23 protein-coding genes and 1 pseudogene are annotated in these 22,352 nt (G+C 62.8%); 14 read left to right on the top strand and 10 right to left on the bottom strand.

Annotation, left to right across the window (positions count from 1 at the left end):
• The first annotated feature begins 132 nt into the window (after positions 1–132).
• The 12 genes from B7X90_RS06665 to B7X90_RS06610 all read left to right on the top strand — a co-directional run bounded on the left by B7X90_RS06665 (position 133) and on the right by B7X90_RS06610 (position 13,566).
• Positions 133–1,356 carry a cell wall hydrolase gene (locus B7X90_RS06665; RefSeq protein WP_292622873.1) on the top strand — a complete coding sequence of 408 codons (1,224 nt, stop codon included), beginning with the start codon at positions 133–135 and terminating at the stop codon, positions 1,354–1,356.
• Positions 1,357–1,846: 490 nt separating this feature from the next.
• Entirely contained in the window at positions 1,847–2,116 is a 270-nt protein-coding gene (locus B7X90_RS06660) for a hypothetical protein (protein WP_292622871.1), read from the top strand.
• A gap of 286 nt (positions 2,117–2,402) precedes the next feature.
• Entirely contained in the window at positions 2,403–3,365 is a 963-nt protein-coding gene (mdh, locus tag B7X90_RS06655) for a malate dehydrogenase (protein WP_292622868.1), read from the top strand.
• 35 nt (positions 3,366–3,400) lie between these two features.
• The gene (sucD, locus tag B7X90_RS06650; RefSeq protein ID WP_292622866.1) at positions 3,401–4,291 is read left to right on the top strand and encodes a succinate--CoA ligase subunit alpha; all 891 of its coding nucleotides are present in this window, start codon (positions 3,401–3,403) and stop codon (positions 4,289–4,291) included.
• A gap of 222 nt (positions 4,292–4,513) precedes the next feature.
• Complete coding sequence (locus B7X90_RS06645) at positions 4,514–7,366, top strand: 2-oxoglutarate dehydrogenase E1 component (protein WP_292622864.1); 2,853 nt, start codon at positions 4,514–4,516, stop codon at positions 7,364–7,366.
• A gap of 27 nt (positions 7,367–7,393) precedes the next feature.
• Entirely contained in the window at positions 7,394–8,644 is a 1,251-nt protein-coding gene (gene odhB / locus B7X90_RS06640; protein ID WP_292622862.1) for a 2-oxoglutarate dehydrogenase complex dihydrolipoyllysine-residue succinyltransferase, read from the top strand.
• 122 nt (positions 8,645–8,766) lie between these two features.
• Positions 8,767–10,182, top strand: a complete 1,416-nt coding sequence (lpdA, locus tag B7X90_RS06635) for a dihydrolipoyl dehydrogenase (protein WP_292622860.1) — start codon at positions 8,767–8,769, stop codon at positions 10,180–10,182.
• A gap of 293 nt (positions 10,183–10,475) precedes the next feature.
• Positions 10,476–10,811, top strand: coding sequence for a DUF6481 family protein (locus tag B7X90_RS06630; RefSeq protein WP_292622858.1), 336 nt, complete (start codon positions 10,476–10,478; stop codon positions 10,809–10,811).
• Positions 10,812–10,889: 78 nt separating this feature from the next.
• A complete protein-coding gene (locus tag B7X90_RS06625; RefSeq protein ID WP_292622894.1) occupies positions 10,890–11,585 on the top strand; it encodes a spermidine synthase in 696 nt (231 codons plus the stop codon).
• A gap of 73 nt (positions 11,586–11,658) precedes the next feature.
• The gene (locus B7X90_RS06620; RefSeq protein WP_292622856.1) at positions 11,659–11,856 is read left to right on the top strand and encodes a hypothetical protein; all 198 of its coding nucleotides are present in this window, start codon (positions 11,659–11,661) and stop codon (positions 11,854–11,856) included.
• 4 nt (positions 11,857–11,860) lie between these two features.
• Positions 11,861–12,955, top strand: a complete 1,095-nt coding sequence (locus B7X90_RS06615; RefSeq protein ID WP_292622853.1) for a serine hydrolase domain-containing protein — start codon at positions 11,861–11,863, stop codon at positions 12,953–12,955.
• Positions 12,952–13,566: a trimeric intracellular cation channel family protein gene (locus B7X90_RS06610; protein WP_292622851.1), complete on the top strand. Its 615-nt coding sequence runs from the start codon at positions 12,952–12,954 to the stop codon at positions 13,564–13,566. Before B7X90_RS06615 ends, B7X90_RS06610 begins: the two co-directional genes overlap by 4 nt.
• Positions 13,567–13,614: 48 nt before the next feature.
• Here the strand turns inward: B7X90_RS06610 and B7X90_RS06605 are convergent, their stop codons facing one another.
• From B7X90_RS06605 to B7X90_RS06570, 8 genes are all read right to left on the bottom strand, one after another.
• Positions 13,615–14,616: an NADPH:quinone oxidoreductase family protein gene (locus tag B7X90_RS06605; protein ID WP_292622848.1), complete on the bottom strand. Its 1,002-nt coding sequence runs from the start codon at positions 14,614–14,616 to the stop codon at positions 13,615–13,617.
• Between the two features lie 91 nt (positions 14,617–14,707).
• Entirely contained in the window at positions 14,708–15,316 is a 609-nt protein-coding gene (gene leuD / locus B7X90_RS06600; RefSeq protein WP_292622847.1) for a 3-isopropylmalate dehydratase small subunit, read from the bottom strand.
• 41 nt (positions 15,317–15,357) lie between these two features.
• The gene (locus tag B7X90_RS06595; protein ID WP_292622896.1) at positions 15,358–15,519 is read right to left on the bottom strand and encodes an LPXTG cell wall anchor domain-containing protein; all 162 of its coding nucleotides are present in this window, start codon (positions 15,517–15,519) and stop codon (positions 15,358–15,360) included.
• 59 nt (positions 15,520–15,578) lie between these two features.
• The gene (locus B7X90_RS06590; protein WP_366409670.1) at positions 15,579–16,046 is read right to left on the bottom strand and encodes a DNA-deoxyinosine glycosylase; all 468 of its coding nucleotides are present in this window, start codon (positions 16,044–16,046) and stop codon (positions 15,579–15,581) included.
• Between the two features lie 26 nt (positions 16,047–16,072).
• Positions 16,073–17,155 carry a zinc ribbon domain-containing protein gene (locus B7X90_RS06585; RefSeq protein WP_292622843.1) on the bottom strand — a complete coding sequence of 361 codons (1,083 nt, stop codon included), beginning with the start codon at positions 17,153–17,155 and terminating at the stop codon, positions 16,073–16,075.
• Positions 17,156–17,331: 176 nt separating this feature from the next.
• Positions 17,332–17,862: a hypothetical protein gene (locus tag B7X90_RS06580; RefSeq protein WP_292622842.1), complete on the bottom strand. Its 531-nt coding sequence runs from the start codon at positions 17,860–17,862 to the stop codon at positions 17,332–17,334.
• Positions 17,863–17,869: 7 nt separating this feature from the next.
• Positions 17,870–19,303, bottom strand: a complete 1,434-nt coding sequence (gene leuC, locus B7X90_RS06575) for a 3-isopropylmalate dehydratase large subunit (protein ID WP_292622840.1) — start codon at positions 19,301–19,303, stop codon at positions 17,870–17,872.
• A gap of 98 nt (positions 19,304–19,401) precedes the next feature.
• Positions 19,402–19,797 carry a hypothetical protein gene (locus B7X90_RS06570; RefSeq protein ID WP_292622837.1) on the bottom strand — a complete coding sequence of 132 codons (396 nt, stop codon included), beginning with the start codon at positions 19,795–19,797 and terminating at the stop codon, positions 19,402–19,404.
• Positions 19,798–19,933: 136 nt separating this feature from the next.
• Between B7X90_RS06570 and B7X90_RS06565 the strand changes: the two genes are divergently transcribed.
• Both B7X90_RS06565 and B7X90_RS06560 read left to right on the top strand, forming a co-directional pair.
• On the top strand, positions 19,934–20,452 hold the full coding sequence (locus B7X90_RS06565; RefSeq protein WP_292622835.1) for a sterol desaturase family protein: 519 nt from the start codon (positions 19,934–19,936) through the stop codon (positions 20,450–20,452).
• Between the two features lie 148 nt (positions 20,453–20,600).
• The gene (locus B7X90_RS06560; protein ID WP_292622833.1) at positions 20,601–21,251 is read left to right on the top strand and encodes a hypothetical protein; all 651 of its coding nucleotides are present in this window, start codon (positions 20,601–20,603) and stop codon (positions 21,249–21,251) included.
• Positions 21,252–21,465: 214 nt separating this feature from the next.
• Here the strand turns inward: B7X90_RS06560 and B7X90_RS06555 are convergent, their stop codons facing one another.
• Positions 21,466–22,029 (bottom strand): DUF4145 domain-containing protein, encoded by a 564-nt coding sequence (locus B7X90_RS06555; protein ID WP_292622832.1) that lies wholly within the window; start codon positions 22,027–22,029, stop codon positions 21,466–21,468.
• Between the two features lie 85 nt (positions 22,030–22,114).
• Positions 22,115–22,352: pseudogene (locus B7X90_RS06550) on the bottom strand (hypothetical protein); the annotation flags it as partial.

The following is a 22,352-nucleotide window of genomic DNA, read 5'->3' as shown; positions in this document are numbered from 1 at the left end:
CTACGGCATTCGGGGCAGGTTAACCGGATCGAAGGGGGATGTGCCGCATCGGGACAGCGGGAAATGTGCGGATGCGCCCGCACGGACAAAGGATTAGCGGGACAGGGAATTACCGGGATTTTTGCTGCCACCATGCCTTTGGACATCGCCTATCGGCCCTTTGAACTGCCTGCTGACGTGCAGGTGGTGAAGGCTGATGCGTGTCCGGCGGTGGTGGAACCGATCAACGAACATGCACCGCGTGATTTTGCCGCGCGGGTGCGGAGGCGCGACATGCGCTCGATCCGGCGGGCTTTGCGCGGGCCTTCGGTGTTGCGGCAGCGGGTGGCAGGCGTGGCCATGTTTGGGATGCTGGCCACGGTGCTTGGGCCTTTGGGCTGGGGTGAGCCGGGCGGCGTTCAGGCGGCAACCGCGCGGGTGCAGATGGCAGGGCTGCAACCGTTCGAGCGCGGGGGCGACAGCTTTCCGGGATCGGCGTTCTACTGGCTCGACACGCAAGACAGCGGGCTGATCGAGGCTACCGAAGCGCAGGCCAATTGGGACCAGAGCAAAAGCGATGCGGATATCGGGTCTGCCCGCCCCATTCTGGCCACCGGCACCACCGAGGACCGCTGGCGCGCTTTGCAGTGCCTGACGACGGCGATTTACTATGAAGCGGCGAGCGAACCGGACGCAGGGCAGCGCGCGGTGGCGCAAGTGGTGCTGAACCGCGTGGCGCATCCGGCCTGGCCGAATACCGTGTGCGGCGTGGTTTATCAGGGGTCGGAGCGGCCATCGTGCCAGTTCTCGTTTGCCTGTGACGGATCGATGGCGCGCAAGCCGATGAAGGCATTCTGGGACCGGGCGCGGCGTGTGGCTGCCGATGCGCTGGCGGGGAATGTCTACGCACCGGTTGGGCTGGCGACGCATTATCACACGACCGCCGTGCATCCATATTGGGCGCCAAGCCTCGCCTTTATCGGCACCATTGGCGCACACCGGTTCTACAACTGGGCGGGCGCCGCTGGAAAACCATCGGCCTTTACCGCGCGCTATGGCGGGAGCGAGCCGATTGCCGCCCCGCATCCACGCACGTGGACGCCCTCGCCCGCCGACATTGCCGATCCGCTGGCGCTGGAAAAGGCGTTCGAGGCGGGGAAGATTGCGGCGGTGACGACTGCTGTGTCCCCCACGCCTGCCTATACCGCTCCGCTATTGCAACAGGGCGGCGATGCGGTGTTCCGGGCGCAGGGTTTGCCGGGGCTGGTTGCTCCAACTGTGAAAGCACCGCGCAGCGAGGCTCCTGCGTCGGGCAGCGGATCAGTGCTGCCGGGGCATGAAGGCGCAAGCCAGTGGATTGCCCAGCCGGGGGCCTGATTACTTTGTGACTTTGCGGCCGACGTTGAGCTTGTTTCTGTTTCACGCAGAGGCGCAAAGGGAGCAGAGAGCGCAGGGCCCACGGCCGATGGCGCAACGCCAGTTATCCCGCCTACCTTTTGCTAAGGTACGAGCGTTGATGTTAAAAGCGGCTTTGCCGCGAAGTGATGAGTCTCCGCGAACTCTGCTTCCTCTGCGGCTCTGCGCGAAACATTTTTGGGAAAACTCGCTTTCCGAGGCGAGCCCCCTCCACCACCCGCTTTGCGGGCGGTCCCCCTCCCCGCGTGCGGGGAGGATTTCGGCTGGCCGCAAAAGCGTTTCGTAGTAGGTGATTACCGGTTCCTTTACCCTGTCATAGAACACACTCTTAGCCCGTACGGCGTAGAGAGGTGGCTGTGGAGAGCGGTTCGGCTTTGGCATCCGGGCGGCTGAGGAGAAACGACTGGTTATGGTGCGATTTGCCCCTCGATATGGCATAATTTCTCCGTGCATGGCGCGGCCCGTTCTGGGACGGCATCTGCGCGCGGTGAACGACAATGCGGAGGACTGGACCAGCTCATGGGTTCAGCAGGACGCCGCGCTGGACAGCGCGCTGCGGCTGTTTGCCGCACATGGATTTTCAGCAGCGGCGCGGGCGCGGGATGCAGCGGTGATTGCCGAGGCGAGTGGCGACGCGGAGCGCAGCGGGTTCTGGCTGGAAGTTTGCCGCACGCTGGACCGGCGCATGGCGCGCGATTTCAAGGCGCGGCGGACAAGCTGAAGCACAACAGGTTTGCGGAGAGGCAAAGCACAGAAGCCCCGGTGGAAACGCCGGGGCTTTTTTGTGTCGTAATCGTGCTGCGACTACTTTTAATGCTATTGCGAACTCATATCAGAAAAACCCGGAAACTAGCCGTTTTTCGCGGTTGCATTCGTCTGCGCGCGCGCTTAGTGGCCGAGTCATTCTGCCAGAACTTTCCTGTCTCGCGGGGCACGGGAGGGACTTGGGCGAAAGCTCTGCTGGCATCTGTATGCTTGTCCCCGCGAACGGGAAAGGACCGTAGAGCATGGCACGCAAGAAAATCGCGCTGATCGGCGCAGGCAATATTGGGGGCACACTCGCCCACCTCGCCGCCCAGAAGGAATTGGGCGATATCGTCCTGTTCGACGTCGTCGAAGGCGTGCCGCAGGGCAAGGCGCTCGACCTTTCGCAGTGCGGCCCGGTCGAAGGCTTTGACGCCAAGATCACCGGTTCGAACGACTATGCCGACATTGCCGGGGCCGACGTGATCATCGTGACCGCTGGCGTCGCCCGCAAGCCGGGCATGAGCCGCGACGACCTGCTGGGCATCAACCTTAAGGTCATGAAGGCCGTGGGCGAAGGCATCAAGGCCAACGCGCCTGACGCATTCGTCATCTGCATCACCAACCCGCTGGACGCGATGGTCTGGGCGCTGCGCGAATTCTCCGGCCTTCCGCACAACAAGGTTGTCGGCATGGCAGGCGTGCTCGATTCGGCGCGCTTCTCCACCTTCCTCGCCTGGGAATTCGGCGTTTCGATCCGCGACGTGAACACGTTCGTGCTCGGCGGCCACGGCGATACGATGGTGCCCGTCACCCAGTATTCGACCGTCAACGGCATTCCGGTGCCTGATCTCGTCAAGATGGGCCTGTCCAGCCAGGAGAACATCGACGCGATCGTGCAGCGCACCCGTTCGGGCGGCGGCGAGATCGTTGGCCTGCTCAAGACCGGTTCAGCGTTCTACGCGCCTGCCGCGTCGGGCATCGCGATGGCCGAGGCTTACCTTTTTGACCAGAAGCGCATCCTGCCTTGCGCAGCCTATGTCGATGGCCAGTATGGCGTTGACGGGCTGTACGTCGGCGTGCCGGTGCTGATCGGTGCGGGTGGTGTCGAGAAGGTTATCGAGATCGAACTCGACGATGACTCGAAGGCTGGCCTTCAGGTTTCAGTCGATGCGGTCAAGGAACTGCTGGACGCCTGCAAGGGCATCGACCCCTCGCTCGTTTAAGACCTTTCCGCGATTTCAAGCTCAGGAGCTTATCAATGAGCATTCTCATCGACAAGAATACCAAGGTCATCACGCAAGGGATGACCGGTGCCACCGGCACGTTCCACACCGAACAGGCGCTGGCATACGGCACCCAGATGGTTGGCGGCGTGACTCCCGGCAAGGGCGGCACGACGCATATCGGCCTGCCCAACTTCAATACCGTGGCCGAAGCCAAGCACGCTACGGGCGCAACCGCATCTTGCATCTACGTGCCGCCTCCGTTCGCTGCGGACTCGATCCTCGAAGCCATCGATGCCGAGATGGAACTGATCGTGTGCATCACCGAGGGTATCCCGGTGATGGACATGGTGAAGGTCAAGCGCGCGCTGGTCGGTTCCAAGAGCCGCCTGATCGGGCCGAACTGCCCCGGCGTGCTGACGCCGAACCAGTGCAAGATCGGCATCATGCCCGGTTCGATCTTCAAGGAAGGCTCGGTCGGCGTGGTCTCACGCTCGGGCACGCTGACTTATGAAGCGGTGTTCCAGACATCGAACATCGGCCTTGGCCAGACCACGGCTGTGGGCATCGGCGGTGACCCGGTCAACGGCACCAACTTCATCGACGTGCTGGAACTGTTCCTGGCCGACGAAGCCACCAAGTCGATCATCATGATCGGTGAAATCGGTGGCGACGCCGAAGAAATGGCTGCGCAGTTCCTGATCGACGAAGCCAAGCGCGGGCGCAAGAAGCCGATGGCCGGCTTCATCGCAGGCCGCACGGCGCCTCCGGGCCGCCGCATGGGCCACGCCGGTGCTATCGTTTCGGGCGGCAAGGGCGATGCCGAAAGCAAGATCGCAGCGATGGAAGCGGCCGGGATCAAGGTCTCGTCCTCGCCTTCACTGCTGGGCGAAACGCTGGCTGAAGTGTTGAAAGAGCGCGTTTGATCGCGTGAAAGCTACCGCCCGGATAGGCAACCTTGCGTAGGGGGCCACCGGGCGGATGCTTCAAAGTTTTCCGGTAGGCGGCTGAAACGACAAGCCGCCTGCCGCATTTACGGATTTTTGTGCGTTGGTGTTCAGCGCGCCGGAAGGGTTGGTCCCGCATGATGTGCGGGACTGAGAATTGTCCGAGGCCCCCATCCTCCCCGGGGGGACAAGGAGTTGGTAATGGGTTCTGAACTGCACGAATTTGACGTCGATCCTTCGCAGGAAGGTCCGCAGCCTGGCCCTTCTTGGGCGAACAAGCGCTGGCCGATCACTGACGCCGCCTCGGGCGATGACCTGACGCAGGCGATGGACCCGATGGCGATGAAACTCGTCATCGAAAAGGCCGCGAAGAAGGCGGGCGCGCCGCTGGACGAAGCCGCGTTGCAGCAGGCCGCGATGGATTCGATCCGCGCGATGACGCTCATCCGCACCTATCGTGTGCGTGGGCATCTGGTTGCCGACCTTGATCCGCTGGGCCTTGCCCGTCAAAAGCTGCCGGCCGACCTTTCGCCCGAATACCACGGCTTCACCGCAGCCGATATGAACCGCAAGGTCTATATCGGTGGCGTGCTGGGCCTTGAATGGGCCACGCTGAACGAGCTGGTGGCGATCCTGCGCGCCAACTATTGCGGCCATATCGGCTTTGAATACATGCACATCGCCGACGTGGAGGAGCGCCGCTTCATCCAGGAGCGGATCGAAGGTGGCGACAAGTCTGTCGACTTCACCCCCAACGGCAAGAAGGCGATCCTTGCCGCCGTGGTGCGCGGTGAGCAGTACGAGAAATTCCTCGGCAAGAAGTACGTCGGCACCAAGCGCTTCGGGCTTGATGGTGGCGAATCGATGATCCCGGCGCTGGAAGCGATCATCAAGTACGGCGGCCAGCTGGGCGTGCGCGAGATCGTGTATGGCATGGCCCATCGTGGCCGGTTGAACGTGCTGGCCAACGTGATGGCTAAGCCATACCGCGTGATTTTCCACGAATTTTCGGGCGGCACCGCCAACCCGCAGGACGTGGGCGGTTCGGGCGACGTGAAGTACCACCTCGGCACCAGCACCGACCGTGAATTTGATGGGATCAAGGTTCACATGAGCCTTGTGCCCAACCCTTCGCACCTTGAAACGGTGGACCCGGTCGTACTCGGCAAAGTCCGCGCGCAGCAGGTGTTCCGTGACGATATTGGTGACGATGTGGGGCCGGATGCGCGGCACAAGCAGGTGCTGCCGGTGCTGATCCACGGTGACGCGGCTTTTGCGGGCCAGGGCATCGTGTGGGAGTGCTTCGGCCTTTCAGGCGTGCGCGGGTACAACACCGGCGGCTGCATCCACTTCATCATCAACAACCAGATCGGCTTCACCACCAGCCCGCAGTTCTCGCGCGGATCGCCTTATCCGTCGGACGTGGCCAAGGGCGTGCAGGCACCGATCCTGCACATCAATGGCGATGATCCCGAAGCGGTGACCTTTGCCTGCAAGATGGCGATTGATTACCGGCAGAAGTTTGGCCGCGATATCGTGATCGATATGTGGTGCTACAGGCGGTTCGGCCATAACGAGGGCGATGAGCCTTCATTCACGCAGCCGCTGATGTATGCGAAAATCCGCAAGCATCCGGGTGTGAGCGAGATCTATTCCAAGCGGCTGGTGGCCGAAGGCGTGATCGACGCGAACCACAAGGGCGAAGTGGAAAGCCATTTTGTGGCCGCGCTCGAAAAGGAATTCGAGGCTTCGAAGGGCTACAAGGCCAATGAGGCTGATTGGTTCGGCGGCAGATGGTCGGGGCTGAACAAGCCTGCCGATCCCGTCACCGCGCGTCGCAACGTGCCCACCGGCATCGATCAGAAGCTGTTCGACAGCCTAGGCCGCACGCTGACCACGGTGCCGGACGACCTGACCGTCCACAAGACGCTGGGCCGCGTGATCGACGCCAAGCGCGAGATGTTCACCAGCGGACAGGGCTTTGACTGGGCGACTGGTGAAGCGCTGGCGTTCGGCAGCCTCGTGTCCGAAGGCTATGGCGTGCGCCTGTCCGGTCAGGATTGCGGGCGCGGGACGTTCAGCCAGCGCCATGCGGTGTGGGTCGATCAGACGGACGAACGCAAGTACGTGCCGCTCAAGACGCTGCCGCACGGCACGTTCGAAGTGCTTGATTCCACGCTGTCTGAATATGGCGTGCTGGGCTTCGAATATGGCTATGCCAGCGCGGACCCGAAGAGCCTTGTGCTGTGGGAAGCGCAGTTCGGCGATTTTGCCAATGGCGCGCAGATCGTGATCGACCAGTACATTGCCGCATCCGAAGCCAAGTGGCTGCGCGCCAATGGCCTCGTCATGCTGCTGCCGCACGGGTACGAAGGCCAAGGACCGGAGCACTCTTCGGCACGGCCTGAGCGGTTCTTGCAGCTTTGTGCCGAAGACAACATCCAGGTGTGCAACATCACCACGCCGGCCAATTACTTCCACGTGCTGCGCCGGCAGATGCACCGTCCGTTCCGCAAGCCGCTGATCATCATGACGCCCAAGAGCCTGCTGCGCCATCCGCTGGCCAAGTCGGTCGCATCGGACTTCATTGGCGACGGGCACTTCATGCGCATCCTGTCAGACATGAAGCCTGCGGCCGATGCAGAGACGAAGCGCGTAGTGCTGTGTTCGGGCAAGGTCGCCTATGATCTGATGGAAGCGCGTGATGCCGCTGGCATTACCGATACGCAGATCATCCGGCTTGAACAGCTCTACCCCTTCCCCGGCGATCCGCTGGCCCTGCGCCTTTCGCGCATGACCAATCTGGAAGAGGTGGTGTGGTGCCAGGAAGAACCCCGGAACAATGGTTCGTGGTTCTTCGTTGAACCGCTGATCGAGGAATCGCTACAAGCTGCCAAGAGCAAGGTTGCGCGTCCCCGTTATGCCGGACGTGCCGGTGCGGCGTCGCCCGCCACGGGCCTCGCCAGCCGTCACACCAGCGAGCAGGGCGCATTGGTGGCCGATGCGCTGGGTCTTTCGGTGCGTGACGAGATCCGTCGCCAGAAGAAATCCTGATTTTCCTTCTCCCCGAGGAACGAAGTTATGTCGATTGAAGTGAAAGTTCCGACGCTGGGTGAAAGCGTCAGCGAAGCTACCGTTGGCCAGTGGCTGAAGAAGCCCGGCGAGGCCGTGGCGCTCGACGAGCCGATTGTCAGCCTTGAGACTGACAAGGTTGCGGTTGAAGTTCCAGCACCCGCTGCGGGCGTCATGGGCGCGCTGGCGGCGAACGAGGGCGATACGGTTTCGGTTGGCGCGCTGCTGGCGCTGATCGAGGACGGGGTTGCCGTGGCTGGCGCGCAAGAGCCTGCGCCACGCACGGAAGCTGCTCCGGCTGCTGCTCCAACTCCCGCTGCTGCACCAGTGGCCGAAGCGCCTGCTGCGGCGCCTTCGGGTGAGGCTGCTGCGCTTTCGCCTGCGGTGCGCCGCGCCGTACTCGAATATGCCATTGATCCTTCGACCGTGAAAGGCACCGGCAAGGACGGCCGCCTGACCAAGGAAGACGTGATGGCCGCCGCTGCTGCCAAGCAGGCCTCGCCTGCCCCGGCGGTTTCGGCCCCGGCGGCTGCGCCCGCAGCTTCGGCGCCGGCTGCCGGGCGCAATGAAGAGCGCGTGAAGATGACGCGCCTGCGCCAGACCATCGCCAAGCGCCTGAAAAGCGCGCAGGACACCGCCGCCCTGCTCACCACGTTCAACGACGTGGACATGAGCGCGGTGATGGAAGCGCGCGCCAAGTACAAGGACGTGTTCGAGAAGAAGCACGGCGTGAAGCTTGGCCTGATGAGCTTCTTTGCCAAGGCATCGGTGCTGGCGCTGAAGGACTTCCCTTCGGTCAATGGCCAGATCCAGGGCGATGAAATCGTCTATTTCGACTATGTGGACATTTCGGTGGCGGTTTCGGCCCCGAACGGGCTGGTCGTGCCGGTAGTCCGCAATGTCGACAAGATGAGCTTTGCCGAGATCGAAAAGTCCATCGCCAACTATGGCAAGGCCGCGCGTGACGGCACGCTGACCATGGCCGACATGGCTGGCGGCACGTTCACCATTTCGAACGGCGGCGTGTTCGGCGGGCTTATGTCCACCCCGATCATCAACCCCCCGCAGTCGGCTGTGCTGGGCCTGCACCGCATCGAGGACCGTCCGGTCGTTCGCAATGGCGAGATCGTGGTACGCCCGATGATGTACATCGCGCTGTCATACGATCACCGCATCATCGATGGACGCGAGGCCGTGACGGCGCTCAAGACGATCAAGGAAGCGATCGAGGATCCAACGCGGTTGCTGATCGATTTGTGATTTAAATGTTGTGCGGCATCCTTCGACAGGCTCAGGATGAGCGGGTGTTGTGCGTGTGACTTGAATCCAAGGCCGCTCATGCTGAGCTTGTCGAAGCATGTTCGCGCAACGGAGGCCGGAAAATGGCTGAATACGATTACGACGTTCTTGTCATCGGTGCCGGTCCCGGCGGTTATGTCGCTGCCATCCGGGCGGCACAGCTGGGGCTGAAAGTCGCCTGTGCCGAAGGGCGCGAGACGCTGGGCGGCACGTGCCTCAACGTCGGCTGCATTCCATCCAAGGCGCTGCTGCACGGGTCGGAAAAGTTCGACGAAGCCGTGAACGGCACGTTCGACACCTACGGCATCAAAACCGGCCCGGTGACGCTCGACCTGACCGCGATGCAGGGTCAAAAGCTGGATTCAGTCAAGCAACTGACCGGCGGCATCGAGTTCCTGTTCAAGAAGAACAAGGTGACCTGGCTGAAGGGTTACGCGAACTTCGAAGACGCGCACACGGTGACCGTGGCGGGCCAGAACGTCAGCGCCAAGAACGTGATCATCGCCACCGGTTCAAGCGTGACCCCGCTGCCCGGCGTGACCGTCGACAACGATGCAGGCGTGATCGTGGACAGCACCGGCGGACTGGCGCTGGACCGCGTGCCGAACCACATGGTGGTGATCGGCGGCGGCGTGATCGGGCTTGAGCTGGGCTCGGTCTGGCGTCGTCTGGGTGCCAAGGTGACGGTCGTGGAATTCCTCGACCAGTTGCTGCCCGGCATGGACGGTGACGTGCGCAAGGAAGCGGCCAAGATTTTCAAGAAGCAGGGCATGGACCTGAAGCTTGGCACCAAGGTGACCGGCGTTTCGGTGAGCGGCAAGACCGCGACGCTGACCGTCGAGCCTTCGAAGGGCGGCGAGGCTTCGACGATCGAGGCTGACTGCGTGCTGGTCGCCATCGGGCGTCGTCCCAATGTCGATGGCCTTGGCCTCGACAAGATCGGGCTGGAAGTGAACGCACGCGGGCAGATCGAGACCGATCATGACTTTGCCACCAAGGTTCCGGGCGTCTGGGCCATTGGCGACGTGATCCCCGGCCCGATGCTGGCGCACAAGGCCGAAGATGAAGGCATCGCCGTGGCCGAGAACATCGCGGGCCTAACCGGCATCGTGAATCACGACCTCATCCCCGGTGTGGTTTACACCTTCCCCGAGTTTGCAGGCGTTGGCCTGACCGAGGAAGCCGCGAAGGAAAAGGCCAAAGAATCGGGCGGCGAGATCAAGGTCGGCAAGTTCCCGATGCTCGCCAACAGCCGCGCCAAGACCAATCATGAGCCGGACGGTTTCGTGAAGGTCATCTCCGACGCCAAGACCGATCGCGTGCTGGGCGTGTGGTGCATTGCCTCGGTTGCCGGAACGATGATCGCGCAGGCGACGCAGGCCATGGAGTTCGGCGCGACGAGCGAAGACATCGCCTATACCTGCCATGCGCACCCGACCCATTCGGAAGCGCTGAAGGAAGCGGCGATGGCGGTGACGGGCAAGCCGATCCATATGTGATCGGCGCGCAATCGCACGCAAGCAAGGGGCCGTCCTTCGGGGCGGCCCTTTTCGTTTGGAATCGCAGACTTGCTCTTGCAGCGTGACAAGCCGCGCCCGCCCTGCTAGCGGGCAGGCTGACCGATGTCGCCCAACGTGCGGTCAGGCCTGCGTGCAGAACGGACGACACGCAGCAAGGCCAGTCGCCCAACGCGGGTCACCCCTCTCCCCAACGCCTGACCATATCCACACAGGCGGCGGACCGGGCGCATCCTTGCCCGGCCCTATGAACGACAGAAAGACTGACGACCAAGATGGCAGGATACAAGGAACCCGGACTTGACGCGCGCCGCGATGCTTCGGCCAATGCGCGTGCGAAGGCGATCGAGGCGCTGAAGGCAAAGGCCAAGGCCCCCGTCGATCCGGCTGTGCTGGCAGAGCGCATTGCCAAGGCCGAAGCCAAGGAAAAGGCGGAAGCCGAAAAGCGCGCCGCCGCCAAGCAGCGCCGCGAAGAGGAACTGGCCGAAAAGGCGCGCATTGCTGCAGAAAAGGCCAATGTTCCGCCGCCGCCAAGCGACGAGGAACTTGAAGCCAAGCGCAAGGCCGAGCGTGACGCACGCTATGCCGCCCGCAAGGCGCGGAAGAAGTAGGCGTTGACTGACGCCCAGCTGGCCCAGCAAACCGCACCCATTTCTCCCGACAACGCTATCCCCACCACTCCTCCCCCGATGTGGGAACTGGAAGATGGCGATGAACTGATCGACACTGCCCGCGTGCCCAACGGCGCACGGCTGCGGCTGGTGCGCAATGGCGATGATTTCGTCATCCTGCTCGACCGCAACGAGCTGATGAGCACCGACGTTTGCGCCTCGGAAGTGGCGCTGGCCGTGATGACGTGTGAGCGGCTGGGTGCGCGACCCGCACCGCAATTGCTGATCGGCGGCTATGGCCTGGGCTTCACGTTGCGCGCCGCGCTGGCCGTGCTGGACAGCACCGCCAGTGTAACCGTGGCCGAAATCGTGCCCGAAATCGTTGCATGGGCACGCGGTGCGATGCATCGGATCACTGCCGGATGCCTTGATGATCCGCGCGTGCAACTGGTCCACGACGATGTGGCCATGCTGATCGATGCGGCGCGCGGTGGTTATGACGCGATCCTGCTTGATGTGGATAACGGTCCCGAAGGCCTGACCCGCAGCGTAAACGACTGGCTTTACTCCGAAAACGGCCTCCAAGCCGCCTCAAGCGCGCTCAGCCCCGGCGGCATTCTGGCGATATGGTCAGCGTTCCGGGACGAAACCTTTGTGACGCTGCTGGAAAAGACCGGCTTCACGGTGGAAGTCGTCAATGTCGAGGCGGGCGAAGTGCCGCGTCCCGGCAAAGAACCGCTACAGCACGTCATCTTCTTCGCCACGAAGGGCTGATTGCGCGCACCTTTCGTTTGTGCCCTGCGGCGCATGTCGGTAACCGCAGGGTTTGAATCGAAGGAGTGCCACCATGGCGATCAAGCTGACATTGACCGAAGACGAAATCGAAATCCTGATCGACGCGATGGATGCCGACATGGAAGGCTATGTCGAAGCGGCCAAGGAAGCACGCGGGAACAACAACCGCGAAGACGTGAAGACTTTCACCGAAGCAGCCGAACGCATTCTGGCGCTCAAGAAGAAGCTGGAAGCGCTGATCGGCGAATAATCCCGTGCGGATCACCCGCCGCATCGTTGTGGCCGCGCTGGCTGCCGGGGGCTTGCTGCCGGGCCGGATCGCGGCACAGCGGCGGGAGATGACATTGGAAGAACTGCTCGCGCTGCCCATGTCCGCCGCAACGCTGGCTAGTATCAAGCGTGCGGTGGGTACACCGGGCATGGCCTTGATGTGGCAGGCTGGTGCGAGGCCGCCAGCGTTCCTGGCCGATGGCCTGCGCGCCGTGGGCCATGCCGAGCCGGTGACCACGCGCGATGTCTGGCATCTGGGATCAATCACCAAATCATTTACCGCGACGCTGTTTGCCCGCGCCGTTGAGGCAGGCGTTATCGGCTGGGAAACGCCGCTGGGCAAAGCCCTGCCCGACGTGCCCCGCCGCTACCGCGCGCTGACGGCGGTTGAATTGCTCACCCACCATGCCGGTTTGGCCAAGGACATCCCGCTGGATGCGCTGTTTGCAATGCCGCAACACGAGGCCGATGCGCGGGAAAGTCGCCGCAGGTTTACCGAACTGGCGCTGAAGATGAAGCCAGTCGCCGCGCCCCGCACCACCTTTATCTATTCAAACGCAGGCTATGTGCTGGCTGCGCGGATGCTGGAGGAGGCAACCGGCCTTTCGTGGGAAGCTCTGCTGCGGCGCGAAGTATTGGAGCCTTTGGGGCTTTCCAGCGCAGGCTTTGGGCCACCCGGAACGATCGACAGCTTCGACCAGCCGTGGGGCCACGATGAGGGCAAGCCGGTGTTTGCGGACAACCCCGCCGCGATGGCTCCGGCGGGAGGATTGCACATGGCGCTGACCGATCTGGCCGCATGGCTGCGTACGCACCGTGACAAGCCCGCCCTGCTCCGCCCGGAAAGCTGGCGCGCATTGCACAGCCCTCGCTTTGGCAGCGCGATGGCGATGGGCTGGTTCACAGGGCCGGACGGCAGCCTGTGGCACAATGGTTCGAACACGCGCTGGTATGCCGAGGCGATGATCGAGCCGCGCACTGGCCTGATCATGGCGCAGTGCGGCAACGACATGGCGCTGTTCCACCGCCAGCGGGCGCTGTTGCCCGCGCTGCGCTTGGCGGCCATGTTGCCGCGATGACCCCTGCTATTCCACAACTGCTCGATCTGGCAGGCATTGCCGTCTTCGCGCTGACCGGCGCGCTGCTGGCCGCGCAACTGCGACAAACCTTCGTGACGATGGCGTTCTTTGCGTTGGTAACAGGCGTGGGCGGTGGGTCGGTGCGCGATCTGCTGATCGGCGCGCCGGTGTTCTGGGTGCGCGATCCGTGGGTTGCGCCGGTGTGCTTGGGCGTGGCGCTTATTGCGTGGTTCACGCCGCACCGCTGGTGGGAACGGCCTATTCTGGAATGGGCCGACGCGGCGGGGCTTGGCGCCTATGCAGTGCTGGGCACGGCCAAGGCGCTGGCCTTTGGCGTGCCGCCCGTGCCTGCGGTACTGATGGGCGTGATTACCGGCTGCGTGGGCGGGATCATTCGTGATGTGCTGGCGGGGCGGCCTTCGATCCTGATGCGGCCCGAGCTTTATGTGACGGCGGCGGCGCTGGCCTCTGGCCTTTGCGCGGGTGGGGCTGCGTTGGGTCTGGCGAATGCCGTGGTGTGGCCAGTTGCCGCGCTGGCAGGATTTGGCCTGCGCGGCGCGGCGATCCACTGGCGATTGGGGTTGCCGGTTTACTCCTCAGCAGAGGCTTGACCCCACCACCCCCAACCCCCTCCTCTGAAGAAGAGGGGGCTTTGATGGTCAGCCGATCATTTCGACGACAACCTTGCCCATGGCCTGCCGGTTTTCCAGCACGGCAATCGCTTCGCGCCCTTCCTCCAGCGTATATCGCTGCGAGACGCGGGGATTGATCTTGCCCGCCTTGAGCAGGTCGAACAGTTCGGCGACTTGCGCCTTGAACCTGTCAGGCTCACGCGCGGTAAAGCCGCCCCAGAACACCCCGCAGACGTCACAGGATTTCAACAGGGTGAGGTTGAGCGGCATCCTTGCAATGCCTGCCGGGAAACCAACCACGAGGAACCGGCCTTCCCACGCAATCGCGCGCAGCGCCGGTTCGGAATAGTCCCCGCCGACGATGTCATAGACGATGTTTGCCCCGTTCGGGCCGCAAGCCGCCTTGAACTGTTCGGCCAGAGCCTTCGATTGCGCCTTGTCGAACGGAGGGCGGCCATAGATCACCACATCGTCTGCGCCAGCCTCGCGCGCCACGGCGGCCTTTTCCTCGCTGGAGACGGCGGCAACGACGCGCGCACCATAGGCCTTGGCCAGTTCCACCGCCGAAAGGCCCACGCCGCCTGCTGCGCCCAGCACCAGCACGGTGTCGCCCGCCTTGATGTGGCCGCGGTCCTGCAATCCGTGGATGGTGGTGCCATAAGTCATCAGCAGCGATGCGCCGGTGGCAAAATCCACGCCATCAGGCAGTGCGAACAGCCGCGCCACCGATGCCACGACCTTTTCAGCCAACCCGCCATTGCCGATCATCGCGATCACGCGATCGCCAACGGCCCACCCCGTCACGCCCTCACCCAGCGCCTCGATCGTGCCAGCCAGTTCGCTGCCGGGCGCATAGGGGCGCTCAGGCTTGAACTGGTAAAGGTCGCGGATCATCAGCGTGTCGGGAAAATTGATCGAACAGGCATGGACGCGCAGCAGCACTTCGCCCTTGCCCGGCACCGGATCGGGCAGTTCATCGAGAACCAACGTTTCGGGGCCGCCTGCGGCGTGCGTGCGCAAAGCTTTCATCAAATGTCTCCCATAGCCTGTGCGGAACGATCCGCTTTGGCCATAGGGAAGCAAGTTTTGCGCGGCTTGGGAAGCCCTGTTAAGCGGACAATTAAGCTGCCGCTACGGCATCCGTGCCCTGTGCAAGGAACGGAAGGGCATCGCGCATCTTCGCTTCGTGCGCGGCAATCGAATCACCGCGCGCCATCGTCAGGCCCACTTCATCAAGGCCATTGGTCAGGCAGTGTTTGCGGAACGGGTCGATCTCGAAAACAAAGCGGTCCTGAAACGGCGTGGTGACCGTCTGCGCTTCAAGATCGATCGAGACGGGATCGGTCTGCGCCACTTCCATCAGCCGGTCGATGGCCTCTTGCGGCAGCACGACGGTGAGGATGCCGTTCTTGAACGCATTGCCCGAGAAAATATCCGAGAACGACGGCGCGATCACGGCCTTGATGCCCATGTCGCCCAGCGCCCAGGCGGCATGTTCGCGGCTGGAGCCGCAGCCGAAGTTGTCACCCGCGATCAGGATGGGCGAGCCGGAGAACTCGGCGCTATCAAAGATATTGTCGGGATCAGCGCGCAAAACTTCGAATGCGCCGCGACCAAGGCCCTGACGCGTAATGGTCTTGAGCCATTTCGACGGAATGATCACGTCGGTATCGACGTTCTTGCGGCCGAACGGGATAGCCCGTCCTTCGATCTGCTTCACCGGTTCCATGGGGATCGCTATAGCTTGGCGCGTTGGCGATGCAATGCCCGTCAATCCGTCTCGGGCACGTCCACCGGCGGAGCCTTGGGCGCGGCCTTTTCGGCACGCTCCTTGCGGCGCGAGGCATAGAGCAAGGCTGCGGCGAGCGCTGCCGATCCAACAGCGGCCCCGGCCATGGCAGCTTTTCCGGTCCAGTCTGTCTTCTTGGTCACGCTTCAAACTCCTGTTATCGTGAAGCCAAGATTGGCCGCGTGTCACATAAATGCAAGGATCACCGCAGGAATTTCCGCAGTTTCATCCATTGCTCCAGCTTGGCCTCAAACGTCAGCGCGGCGTGCGCGGGGCTACTCGAGGGCAGGCGCAGCGCCGTGAAGTTTCCCATTCCGGCAAGTTGCGGACCACCGATGCTGGCCGATTTCGCACCGTTGAACGCCACGCAGCACAGAGCTGGAAGCGTGCTGACCAGCATGGCGAGCGGATTGGCTTCCACATTGCGTATCGCGGTATCAAGGCTGCCGGGCCGCGTGGCCGAACTGATGGAATCCCACAGGCCGATGCCGTGCGCGCACAAGTGTTCCAACCGCGCGGCGTATTCCAGCGGCACAAGGTCCAGCCCGATCACCGCGCTGACCAGCCGCCAGAACTGGTTGCGCGGGTTGGCGTAGTATTGCGCCGCCGCAAGGCTGGCCTCCCCCGGCAGGCTGCCGAGAATCAGAATGCGGGTGCCAGCGTCAACCACGGGCGCGAAGGACGCCTTGCGCTCCATCATGCAGGCGCAGGCTTCACCTCGACCTTCACCCGCTCGTCCTTGGCTGGCGTTCCGCAGCTCATACAGAAGCGGAAAAACGCCATCTTGCGGGTGTTGCAGCTGTGGCAATGGTCGAACAGCGTCATGCCGCAGTGGACGCAGAAGTTGGCTTCGGCATCGCCGGTGGTGGAAATCGGGCGGTCGCAGCCGGGGCAGACTTTGGCGGACATCTTCTTGAACGCCTCGTCATGCGTCACGCGCGCACGGCGGTCCTGCTCGGCCTGCGCTTCGGCTTCCTGCCGCTGCGCAAGGTAGGCGCGCATGTTCTTGACGAGGAAATGCCCCGCCGCAAACGTCAGCGCGATGCCGACGATGTAGCGGATATAGCCACCATAGCTGGGCAGATAGGGCACCAGTTCGACGAAGAACACGAACACCGCCGCCAGCACGAAGCCGCGCATCAGCGGCCAGTGATCGCTCTTGCGCTTCTTCATCACCATCCATGCAGCCACGCCCAGCATCGGCAGCGTGATAAGCAGGCGCAGGCCGAACACGCGCAGTTCCTGCCAGAACATCGCGCGTTCCTGCGCGGGGATGGCGGCATCGATCAGGGCGTTCTGCTGCGTGCGCAGCGCGTTCTCGCGCTGGTCGAGCGGGGCGCGCTGGTTTTCGAGGTCGGCAATCGCCTGCTGGATCGCGCGTTCGTTGCCCTTCAGCTGCTCCAGTTCGCGCGTACGGCTGATGACTTCGGGGTCTTGGCTTGGATTGGTGGTGGCGGTCCGCGCCGCAATCCACGCGCGGAACGTCTCCTCGGCAGTGCCGGACTGACGCTGTGCCTGTTCCAGTTGCAGCCGCTGAATGCCGAGCTTGTCGTCGATGCCCGCGCGCTGCACCTCGATCTGCCGCACCTGCTCGCGAATCTGGCGGACTTGCGGGCTGTCCTCGGGCGGTGCGCTGTAAACCTGGCTTTCCACGATGGGCAGATCGCCGATCACCAGATTGCCTAGGCCGATGATGAAGCCTGCAAAGACAATCGAAACCAGCCACAGCACGCCGCGATAGAGCCGCTCCGGCACACGCACGCCCTTGATTACGTCCATTGGTGGTCGCTCCTCTTTGCGGGCGAAGCTAGGGAAGCGGCGTGTTGTTGTAAATGCAAGGCCACAATACCCCCAGACCCGCTCACCCTGAGCCTGTCGAAGGGTGCTGGCGCAACCGTGGTGCGTGATGCTTCGACAGGCTCAGCATGAGCGGGTTAGGTTTTGGCTTGCGCCGCTCAGCGCGTCACCAGCGGGCTCACCCGATCACGCGCCACTTCCCATTCCTGCCATTTGTCGCCAAGACCGGGGTGGTCAATCGCGCCTTCGCGCATGGCCGCAGCGGCTTGGGCGGCGGGGAGCGGCGGGAGCGGGCCGCCATCGCCCATCACCAGTTCATCGCCCAGCAGGCGGAAGCCCTTTGCGGCGGGGCGGAAGGCTTGCACCACGGTCATCACGTTGCTGCCGTTCTGCACTACATCGATCACCAGCGCATCGACATCCCCCGAAGGCGTGCCGACTTTCACCTGCCGCGCGATGGCGCAATCAGGCCACTGCGCCGCGCCGCCGGTGATGAAGGCGCGGGCGGCATCGTCCTGCGCCTTGGGCGTGGGGCCTTCAAAGCTCTGCAACGAACGGCTGCCATCGGTCCGCATACACAGCGATTGCGGCTGATACGTTCCGCCCGCTGGCAAATCAGACGTCGCCCAGAAGGCGTGTGCCATCAGAAACCCCGCCAGTTGCAGCGCAGCGGTGGGCAGGCCCGCCATTTAGGCCTCAGCCGATCAGCTTGCGCACGTCGGTCAACCGCCCGGTCACCGCCGCCGCAGCCGCCATTGCCGGGCTGACCAGATGCGTGCGCGCGCCAGGCCCTTGGCGGCCCACGAAGTTGCGGTTGGAGGTCGATGCGCAGCGTTCGCCCGCAGGCACCTTGTCCGGGTTCATGCCGAGACACGCCGAACAGCCCGGCTCGCGCCATTCGAAGCCCGCTTCGATGAACACGCGGTCCAGCCCTTCGTCCTCGGCCATCTTCTTTACAAGGCCGGACCCCGGCACGACGATGGCCCACTTCACGTTGTCGGCCTTCTTGCGGCCCTTCAGCACAGCGGCGGCAGCGCGCATGTCTTCGATGCGGCTGTTGGTGCAGGACCCGATGAAGATGTTCTGCACCTCCACGTCCTCCATGCGCTGCCCCGGCGTCAGGCCCATATAGGCGAGACTGGCCTTGGCCGCTTCCTGCTTGGAAGGATCGGCGAACGATTCCGGCGCAGGCACCACGCCCGAAATCGGCAACACGTCCTCAGGGCTGGTGCCCCAGGTGACCGAGGGCGCAATGTCCTTGCCGTCGATCACCACGACCTTGTCGTATGTCGCGCCCGGATCGGTGGCGAGGCTGGTCCACCATGCCACGGCCTTGTCCCAATCGGCACCCTTGGGCGCATAGGGGCGGCCCTTGATATAGGCGATCGTCTTCTCGTCCGGCGCACACAGCCCTGCCCGCGCGCCATGTTCGATCGCCATGTTCGAGATGGTCAGGCGCCCTTCGATCGAAAGATCGCGGATCACCTGCCCCGTATATTCGATGACCGACCCGGTGCCGCCCGCCGCGCCCAGCACGCCGGTGATGTGCAGCACCACGTCCTTGGCCGTCACGCCCGGCAGCAGCGTGCCTTCGACGCGCACTTCCATGCTCTTGGACTGCTTGAGCAGCAGCGTCTGCGTGGCAAGCACGTGCTCCACCTCACTGGTGCCGATACCGAAGGCCAGCGCGCCCAGCCCGCCGTGGCAGGCGGTGTGGCTGTCACCGCACACGATAGTCGCGCCCGGCAGCGAGAAGCCTTGCTCCGGCCCGACGACGTGGACAATGCCCTGCTCCGCATCGGCATCACCGATATAGCGGATGCCGAATTCGGGCGCATTGCGCTCCAGCGCTTCCAGCTGCTGCGCCGATTCCACATCGGCAATCGGCACGCGCTGGCCATCGGCAGAGCGCCGCGCGGTGGTGGGCAGGTTGTGATCGGGCACCGCCAGCGTCAAATCGGGGCGGCGCACTTTCCGGCCCGCCACGCGCAGCGCCTCGAACGCCTGCGGGCTGGTCACTTCATGCACCAGATGCCGGTCGATATAGATGAGGGCCGTGCCATCATCGCGCTGTTCAACAACGTGGGCATCCCAGATCTTCTGGTAAAGTGTGCGCGGAGTCTGTGTCATAGCGTCAAGCGGTTAGGCCCGCCCTCCCTGCAATTCAAGCAGGAAAGGGCGGGCCTTTGGTGTCTTGAGCGTAATTTTGTTACGCCAAGCGGTTACTTTCAGCCCCTGCGGCCATCACGGTCGCGCTTCTCGATCCGCAGGCGCTGGTTGATGGTGGCAACGCGGCGTTCGAGCGTGCGGTATTCCCCCACCGAAAGGCCGCGATTGGCATAGCGGGTGTAGGTCTGCTTGATGTCCTGCGCATCGCGGCGCAGGCCTTGGGCTTCACGGGGCGAGATCGCGCGGTTGTACTGAGCGCGCTGGATGCGGGCGTCGAGCGCATAGATGTCGCGGCGGATTTCGGCGTTGCGGGCAGGCGTCAGATAGGATGCCTCGGCGCGGTTGCCGCCGGGGTAGCGGTCATTGTCCCGGCCATAGGAATGGGCCGATGCGGTGCCGGCAAAACCGGTGGCGATCACGGCGGAAAGGGCGGCTGCGATAATGGTCTTGCGCATTGGATTGCTCCTCACTTGGTTGCTGAAGCCAATTTGCCCCCCGCCGCCTGAACGCCAGAAAAACAACCCGTCGCGACTTTCGGGCAAAGTGTAAGAATGTGTCGCGGAGCCGATTTGCGCGGTGTATGGAGCGCCCATGCAGACGCTTGTTGCCCTCCTGATTATCGTCGCCACGGTGCTCGTCATGGAAGGTGTGGCGTGGTCCAGTCATAAATACATCATGCACGGCTTCGGCTGGGGCTGGCACCGCGATCACCACGAACCGCACGATGGCTTCTTTGAAAGGAACGACCTTTATGCCGTGGTCGGAGCGGCCATTTCGATCAACTTCTTCATCCTCGGCAGCCCGCTGGTGCTGGGCGCAGAGGCATGGTGGCCCGCCACCTTCATCGGCCTCGGCGTGATGGCCTATGGCGCGATCTACACACTGGTCCACGATGGCCTCGTCCACCAACGCTGGTTTCGCTGGGTCCCCAAGCGCGGCTATGCCAAGCGACTGGTGCAGGCCCACAAGCTGCACCACGCGACCATCGGCAAGGAAGGCGGGGTGAGCTTTGGCTTTATCTTCGCGCGCGATCCGGTGGTGTTGAAGAAAGAACTGCGCGTGCAGCGGGAGCGGGGGATTGCGGTGCTGCGGGAGGCGGTAGAGGGGTAGGCGGGATTGTCATGCTGGACCCGACGATCACACGCTCTGGAGCGCAAATTCGTTTGTGAGGCACCAGCTCAAAAAGACCTGTGCAAACACGCCGGTCGTCTCGCACGTACCCCTTGCATAGAGGGTTCGTCAGAGGCTTAATGTTGAAATGATTTCTCGTGACAACTTCCGGCAACCGACAATTCGGCAGATTTCTCAAAGAGCTGGCTACAGATGTTCGAACCCAGCATGTCTTCGACCAACAATTGGACCGGACGGTAGTGACGACGTCGCGAGTATTGGTGTAGCTGCACACATAACCGCTGCGGCGGAAGGCGGCCCACGGTTTGATCCTGCTCTTACAAACGAGGAGCGTGCAGCAGCTGAGAACGGAATTTGGCTGTGTCAGACTTGCAGTCGCCTTGTCGACGTTGATTTATCGAGCCACCCTACAGAGCAACTCCGGGAATGGAAAACACTAGCCGAGATGAGAGCCTACTTGGGCTTGCGCGGCTTTACGATAGCTGTTTCGCGCACGTTTGAACGCTTGGAAAAAATGATCCCCGCTCTGATTTCAGAAATGCGGAACGACGTCGTCAAAAGCCCATTCACACGGGAAATTATAGCCTTTAGTAAAGGTTGGAGTTATGGAGGGGGAGTTCGCTCTTACTTTACATTATACTTTGAAGAGCATGATGATTTGCTTAGCAAACTACGGATAATGGAAAATTATGGCGCCTTGATAGATATAAAATATAACGACATAGATCGTTACGAGCTTACCGAGGACTTCGTTGAATATCTTTTGCTGCCTGTCTAATATAGAACATGTATAGTCCATTGTATAACACCTGCTATTTCACTTCATACTAGATTTCGACCGTAGCCCATCACTGTTTTCGCCAAAACCCGCCGTCACCCCGAACTTGTTTCAGGGTCTATTTCTCGGCACAGACGGCAGCTTGATCGGCACAATGGATCCTGAAACAAGTTCAGGATGACGACGTTTTTGGGGGATGGGAGCGTAGGCCCCCTCACGCCAACCTGATCTCATTCAGCACCCCCTTCGCCAGATTGCGGAAGCGTAGTGCGTCGGACACCGAGATGTCCTGATTGTGCGCGGCGGCGTTGCGAAGCGAGCGCATTTCTCCGATCATGCCGACGGTGCGCGCGGGCAGCACCCCGCGTTGCTGGAGGGCGCGGCTGGCCTTGGCGGCGTCGGTGCTGGCCAGAGAATGCGCCAGTGCGAGGCCCTGCAGCGCCTCTTCCACGCGCGACCATGAATCGAGCACGGCGGCGTTGGGCGAAAGGTCGAGCAGCTTGATGAAGCGGCCATGATCGCCGGTCAGGGCTATTTCCGGGCCGTCCGGCTCGGCCAGCGCGGGTGGGGCTTCGGATTCCAGCCGGTCGAGCTTGTGCGCAAAGCGCGCCGCCTTGTCGCCCCAGCTCAGTTCATCCAGCCGCGCCAGCAGGGTCAGCAGCGGGCGGCGGAACACCAGTGCGATGACCAGCGCCGCCAGCGGCCAGGCCAGCGCGCCGATCAGGCTGACCGACCAAGAAAACCAGTCCTCAGCAGGGCCGATGGTCAGCGAAATCATGGGGGCGAATCCGTTCCGTTTGAGTCCTTGCAGACTCTATCCGAAATGGAACAAATAGGGAACAAAACTTATCGGCGATCTACCGCTATTCGGCGCGGGTCCAGATCCATGTGCCGGTAATGCCCATCACGACCGCCGGGATCAGCACCCACGGCCAGCCCGCCGTCACCGCCGTCAAAACCACGCCAAAGGCCATTGCCACCAGCGCACCGACCTTTCCTTTGTGTGACCTCCGGCGCTGATTGGCACGGTTCTCCAGTGCTACGTGGCACCGATGACGAGGGTGCTTCGGGCCGCCTCGACCACATCGTCTGTGATGGCGG

The sequence above is a fragment of the Novosphingobium sp. 17-62-19 genome (assembly GCF_002256775.1).
GTDB lineage: Bacteria > Pseudomonadota > Alphaproteobacteria > Sphingomonadales > Sphingomonadaceae > Novosphingobium.
The sequence above is the reverse complement of the archived record's forward strand: the minus strand, read 5'-3'. Positions and strand labels throughout refer to the sequence as shown.

Coding starts and splice junctions, on each gene's coding strand:
- B7X90_RS06645 (WP_292622864.1), top strand. CDS start 4,514: ATGGGTTCTGAACTGCACGAATTTGACGTCGATCCTTCGCAGGAAGGT.
- B7X90_RS06665 (WP_292622873.1), top strand. CDS start 133: ATGCCTTTGGACATCGCCTATCGGCCCTTTGAACTGCCTGCTGACGTG.
- B7X90_RS06580 (WP_292622842.1), bottom strand. CDS start 17,862: ATGGCGGGCCTGCCCACCGCTGCGCTGCAACTGGCGGGGTTTCTGATG.
- B7X90_RS06625 (WP_292622894.1), top strand. CDS start 10,890: ATGTGGGAACTGGAAGATGGCGATGAACTGATCGACACTGCCCGCGTG.
- B7X90_RS06660 (WP_292622871.1), top strand. CDS start 1,847: ATGGCGCGGCCCGTTCTGGGACGGCATCTGCGCGCGGTGAACGACAAT.
- lpdA (WP_292622860.1), top strand. CDS start 8,767: ATGGCTGAATACGATTACGACGTTCTTGTCATCGGTGCCGGTCCCGGC.
- odhB (WP_292622862.1), top strand. CDS start 7,394: ATGTCGATTGAAGTGAAAGTTCCGACGCTGGGTGAAAGCGTCAGCGAA.
- B7X90_RS06555 (WP_292622832.1), bottom strand. CDS start 22,029: ATGATTTCGCTGACCATCGGCCCTGCTGAGGACTGGTTTTCTTGGTCG.
- leuD (WP_292622847.1), bottom strand. CDS start 15,316: ATGGAACCGGTGAAGCAGATCGAAGGACGGGCTATCCCGTTCGGCCGC.
- sucD (WP_292622866.1), top strand. CDS start 3,401: ATGAGCATTCTCATCGACAAGAATACCAAGGTCATCACGCAAGGGATG.
- B7X90_RS06560 (WP_292622833.1), top strand. CDS start 20,601: ATGATTTCTCGTGACAACTTCCGGCAACCGACAATTCGGCAGATTTCT.
- B7X90_RS06570 (WP_292622837.1), bottom strand. CDS start 19,797: ATGCGCAAGACCATTATCGCAGCCGCCCTTTCCGCCGTGATCGCCACC.
- B7X90_RS06620 (WP_292622856.1), top strand. CDS start 11,659: ATGGCGATCAAGCTGACATTGACCGAAGACGAAATCGAAATCCTGATC.
- B7X90_RS06630 (WP_292622858.1), top strand. CDS start 10,476: ATGGCAGGATACAAGGAACCCGGACTTGACGCGCGCCGCGATGCTTCG.
- leuC (WP_292622840.1), bottom strand. CDS start 19,303: ATGACACAGACTCCGCGCACACTTTACCAGAAGATCTGGGATGCCCAC.
- B7X90_RS06585 (WP_292622843.1), bottom strand. CDS start 17,155: ATGGACGTAATCAAGGGCGTGCGTGTGCCGGAGCGGCTCTATCGCGGC.
- B7X90_RS06610 (WP_292622851.1), top strand. CDS start 12,952: ATGACCCCTGCTATTCCACAACTGCTCGATCTGGCAGGCATTGCCGTC.
- B7X90_RS06605 (WP_292622848.1), bottom strand. CDS start 14,616: ATGAAAGCTTTGCGCACGCACGCCGCAGGCGGCCCCGAAACGTTGGTT.
- B7X90_RS06565 (WP_292622835.1), top strand. CDS start 19,934: ATGCAGACGCTTGTTGCCCTCCTGATTATCGTCGCCACGGTGCTCGTC.
- mdh (WP_292622868.1), top strand. CDS start 2,403: ATGGCACGCAAGAAAATCGCGCTGATCGGCGCAGGCAATATTGGGGGC.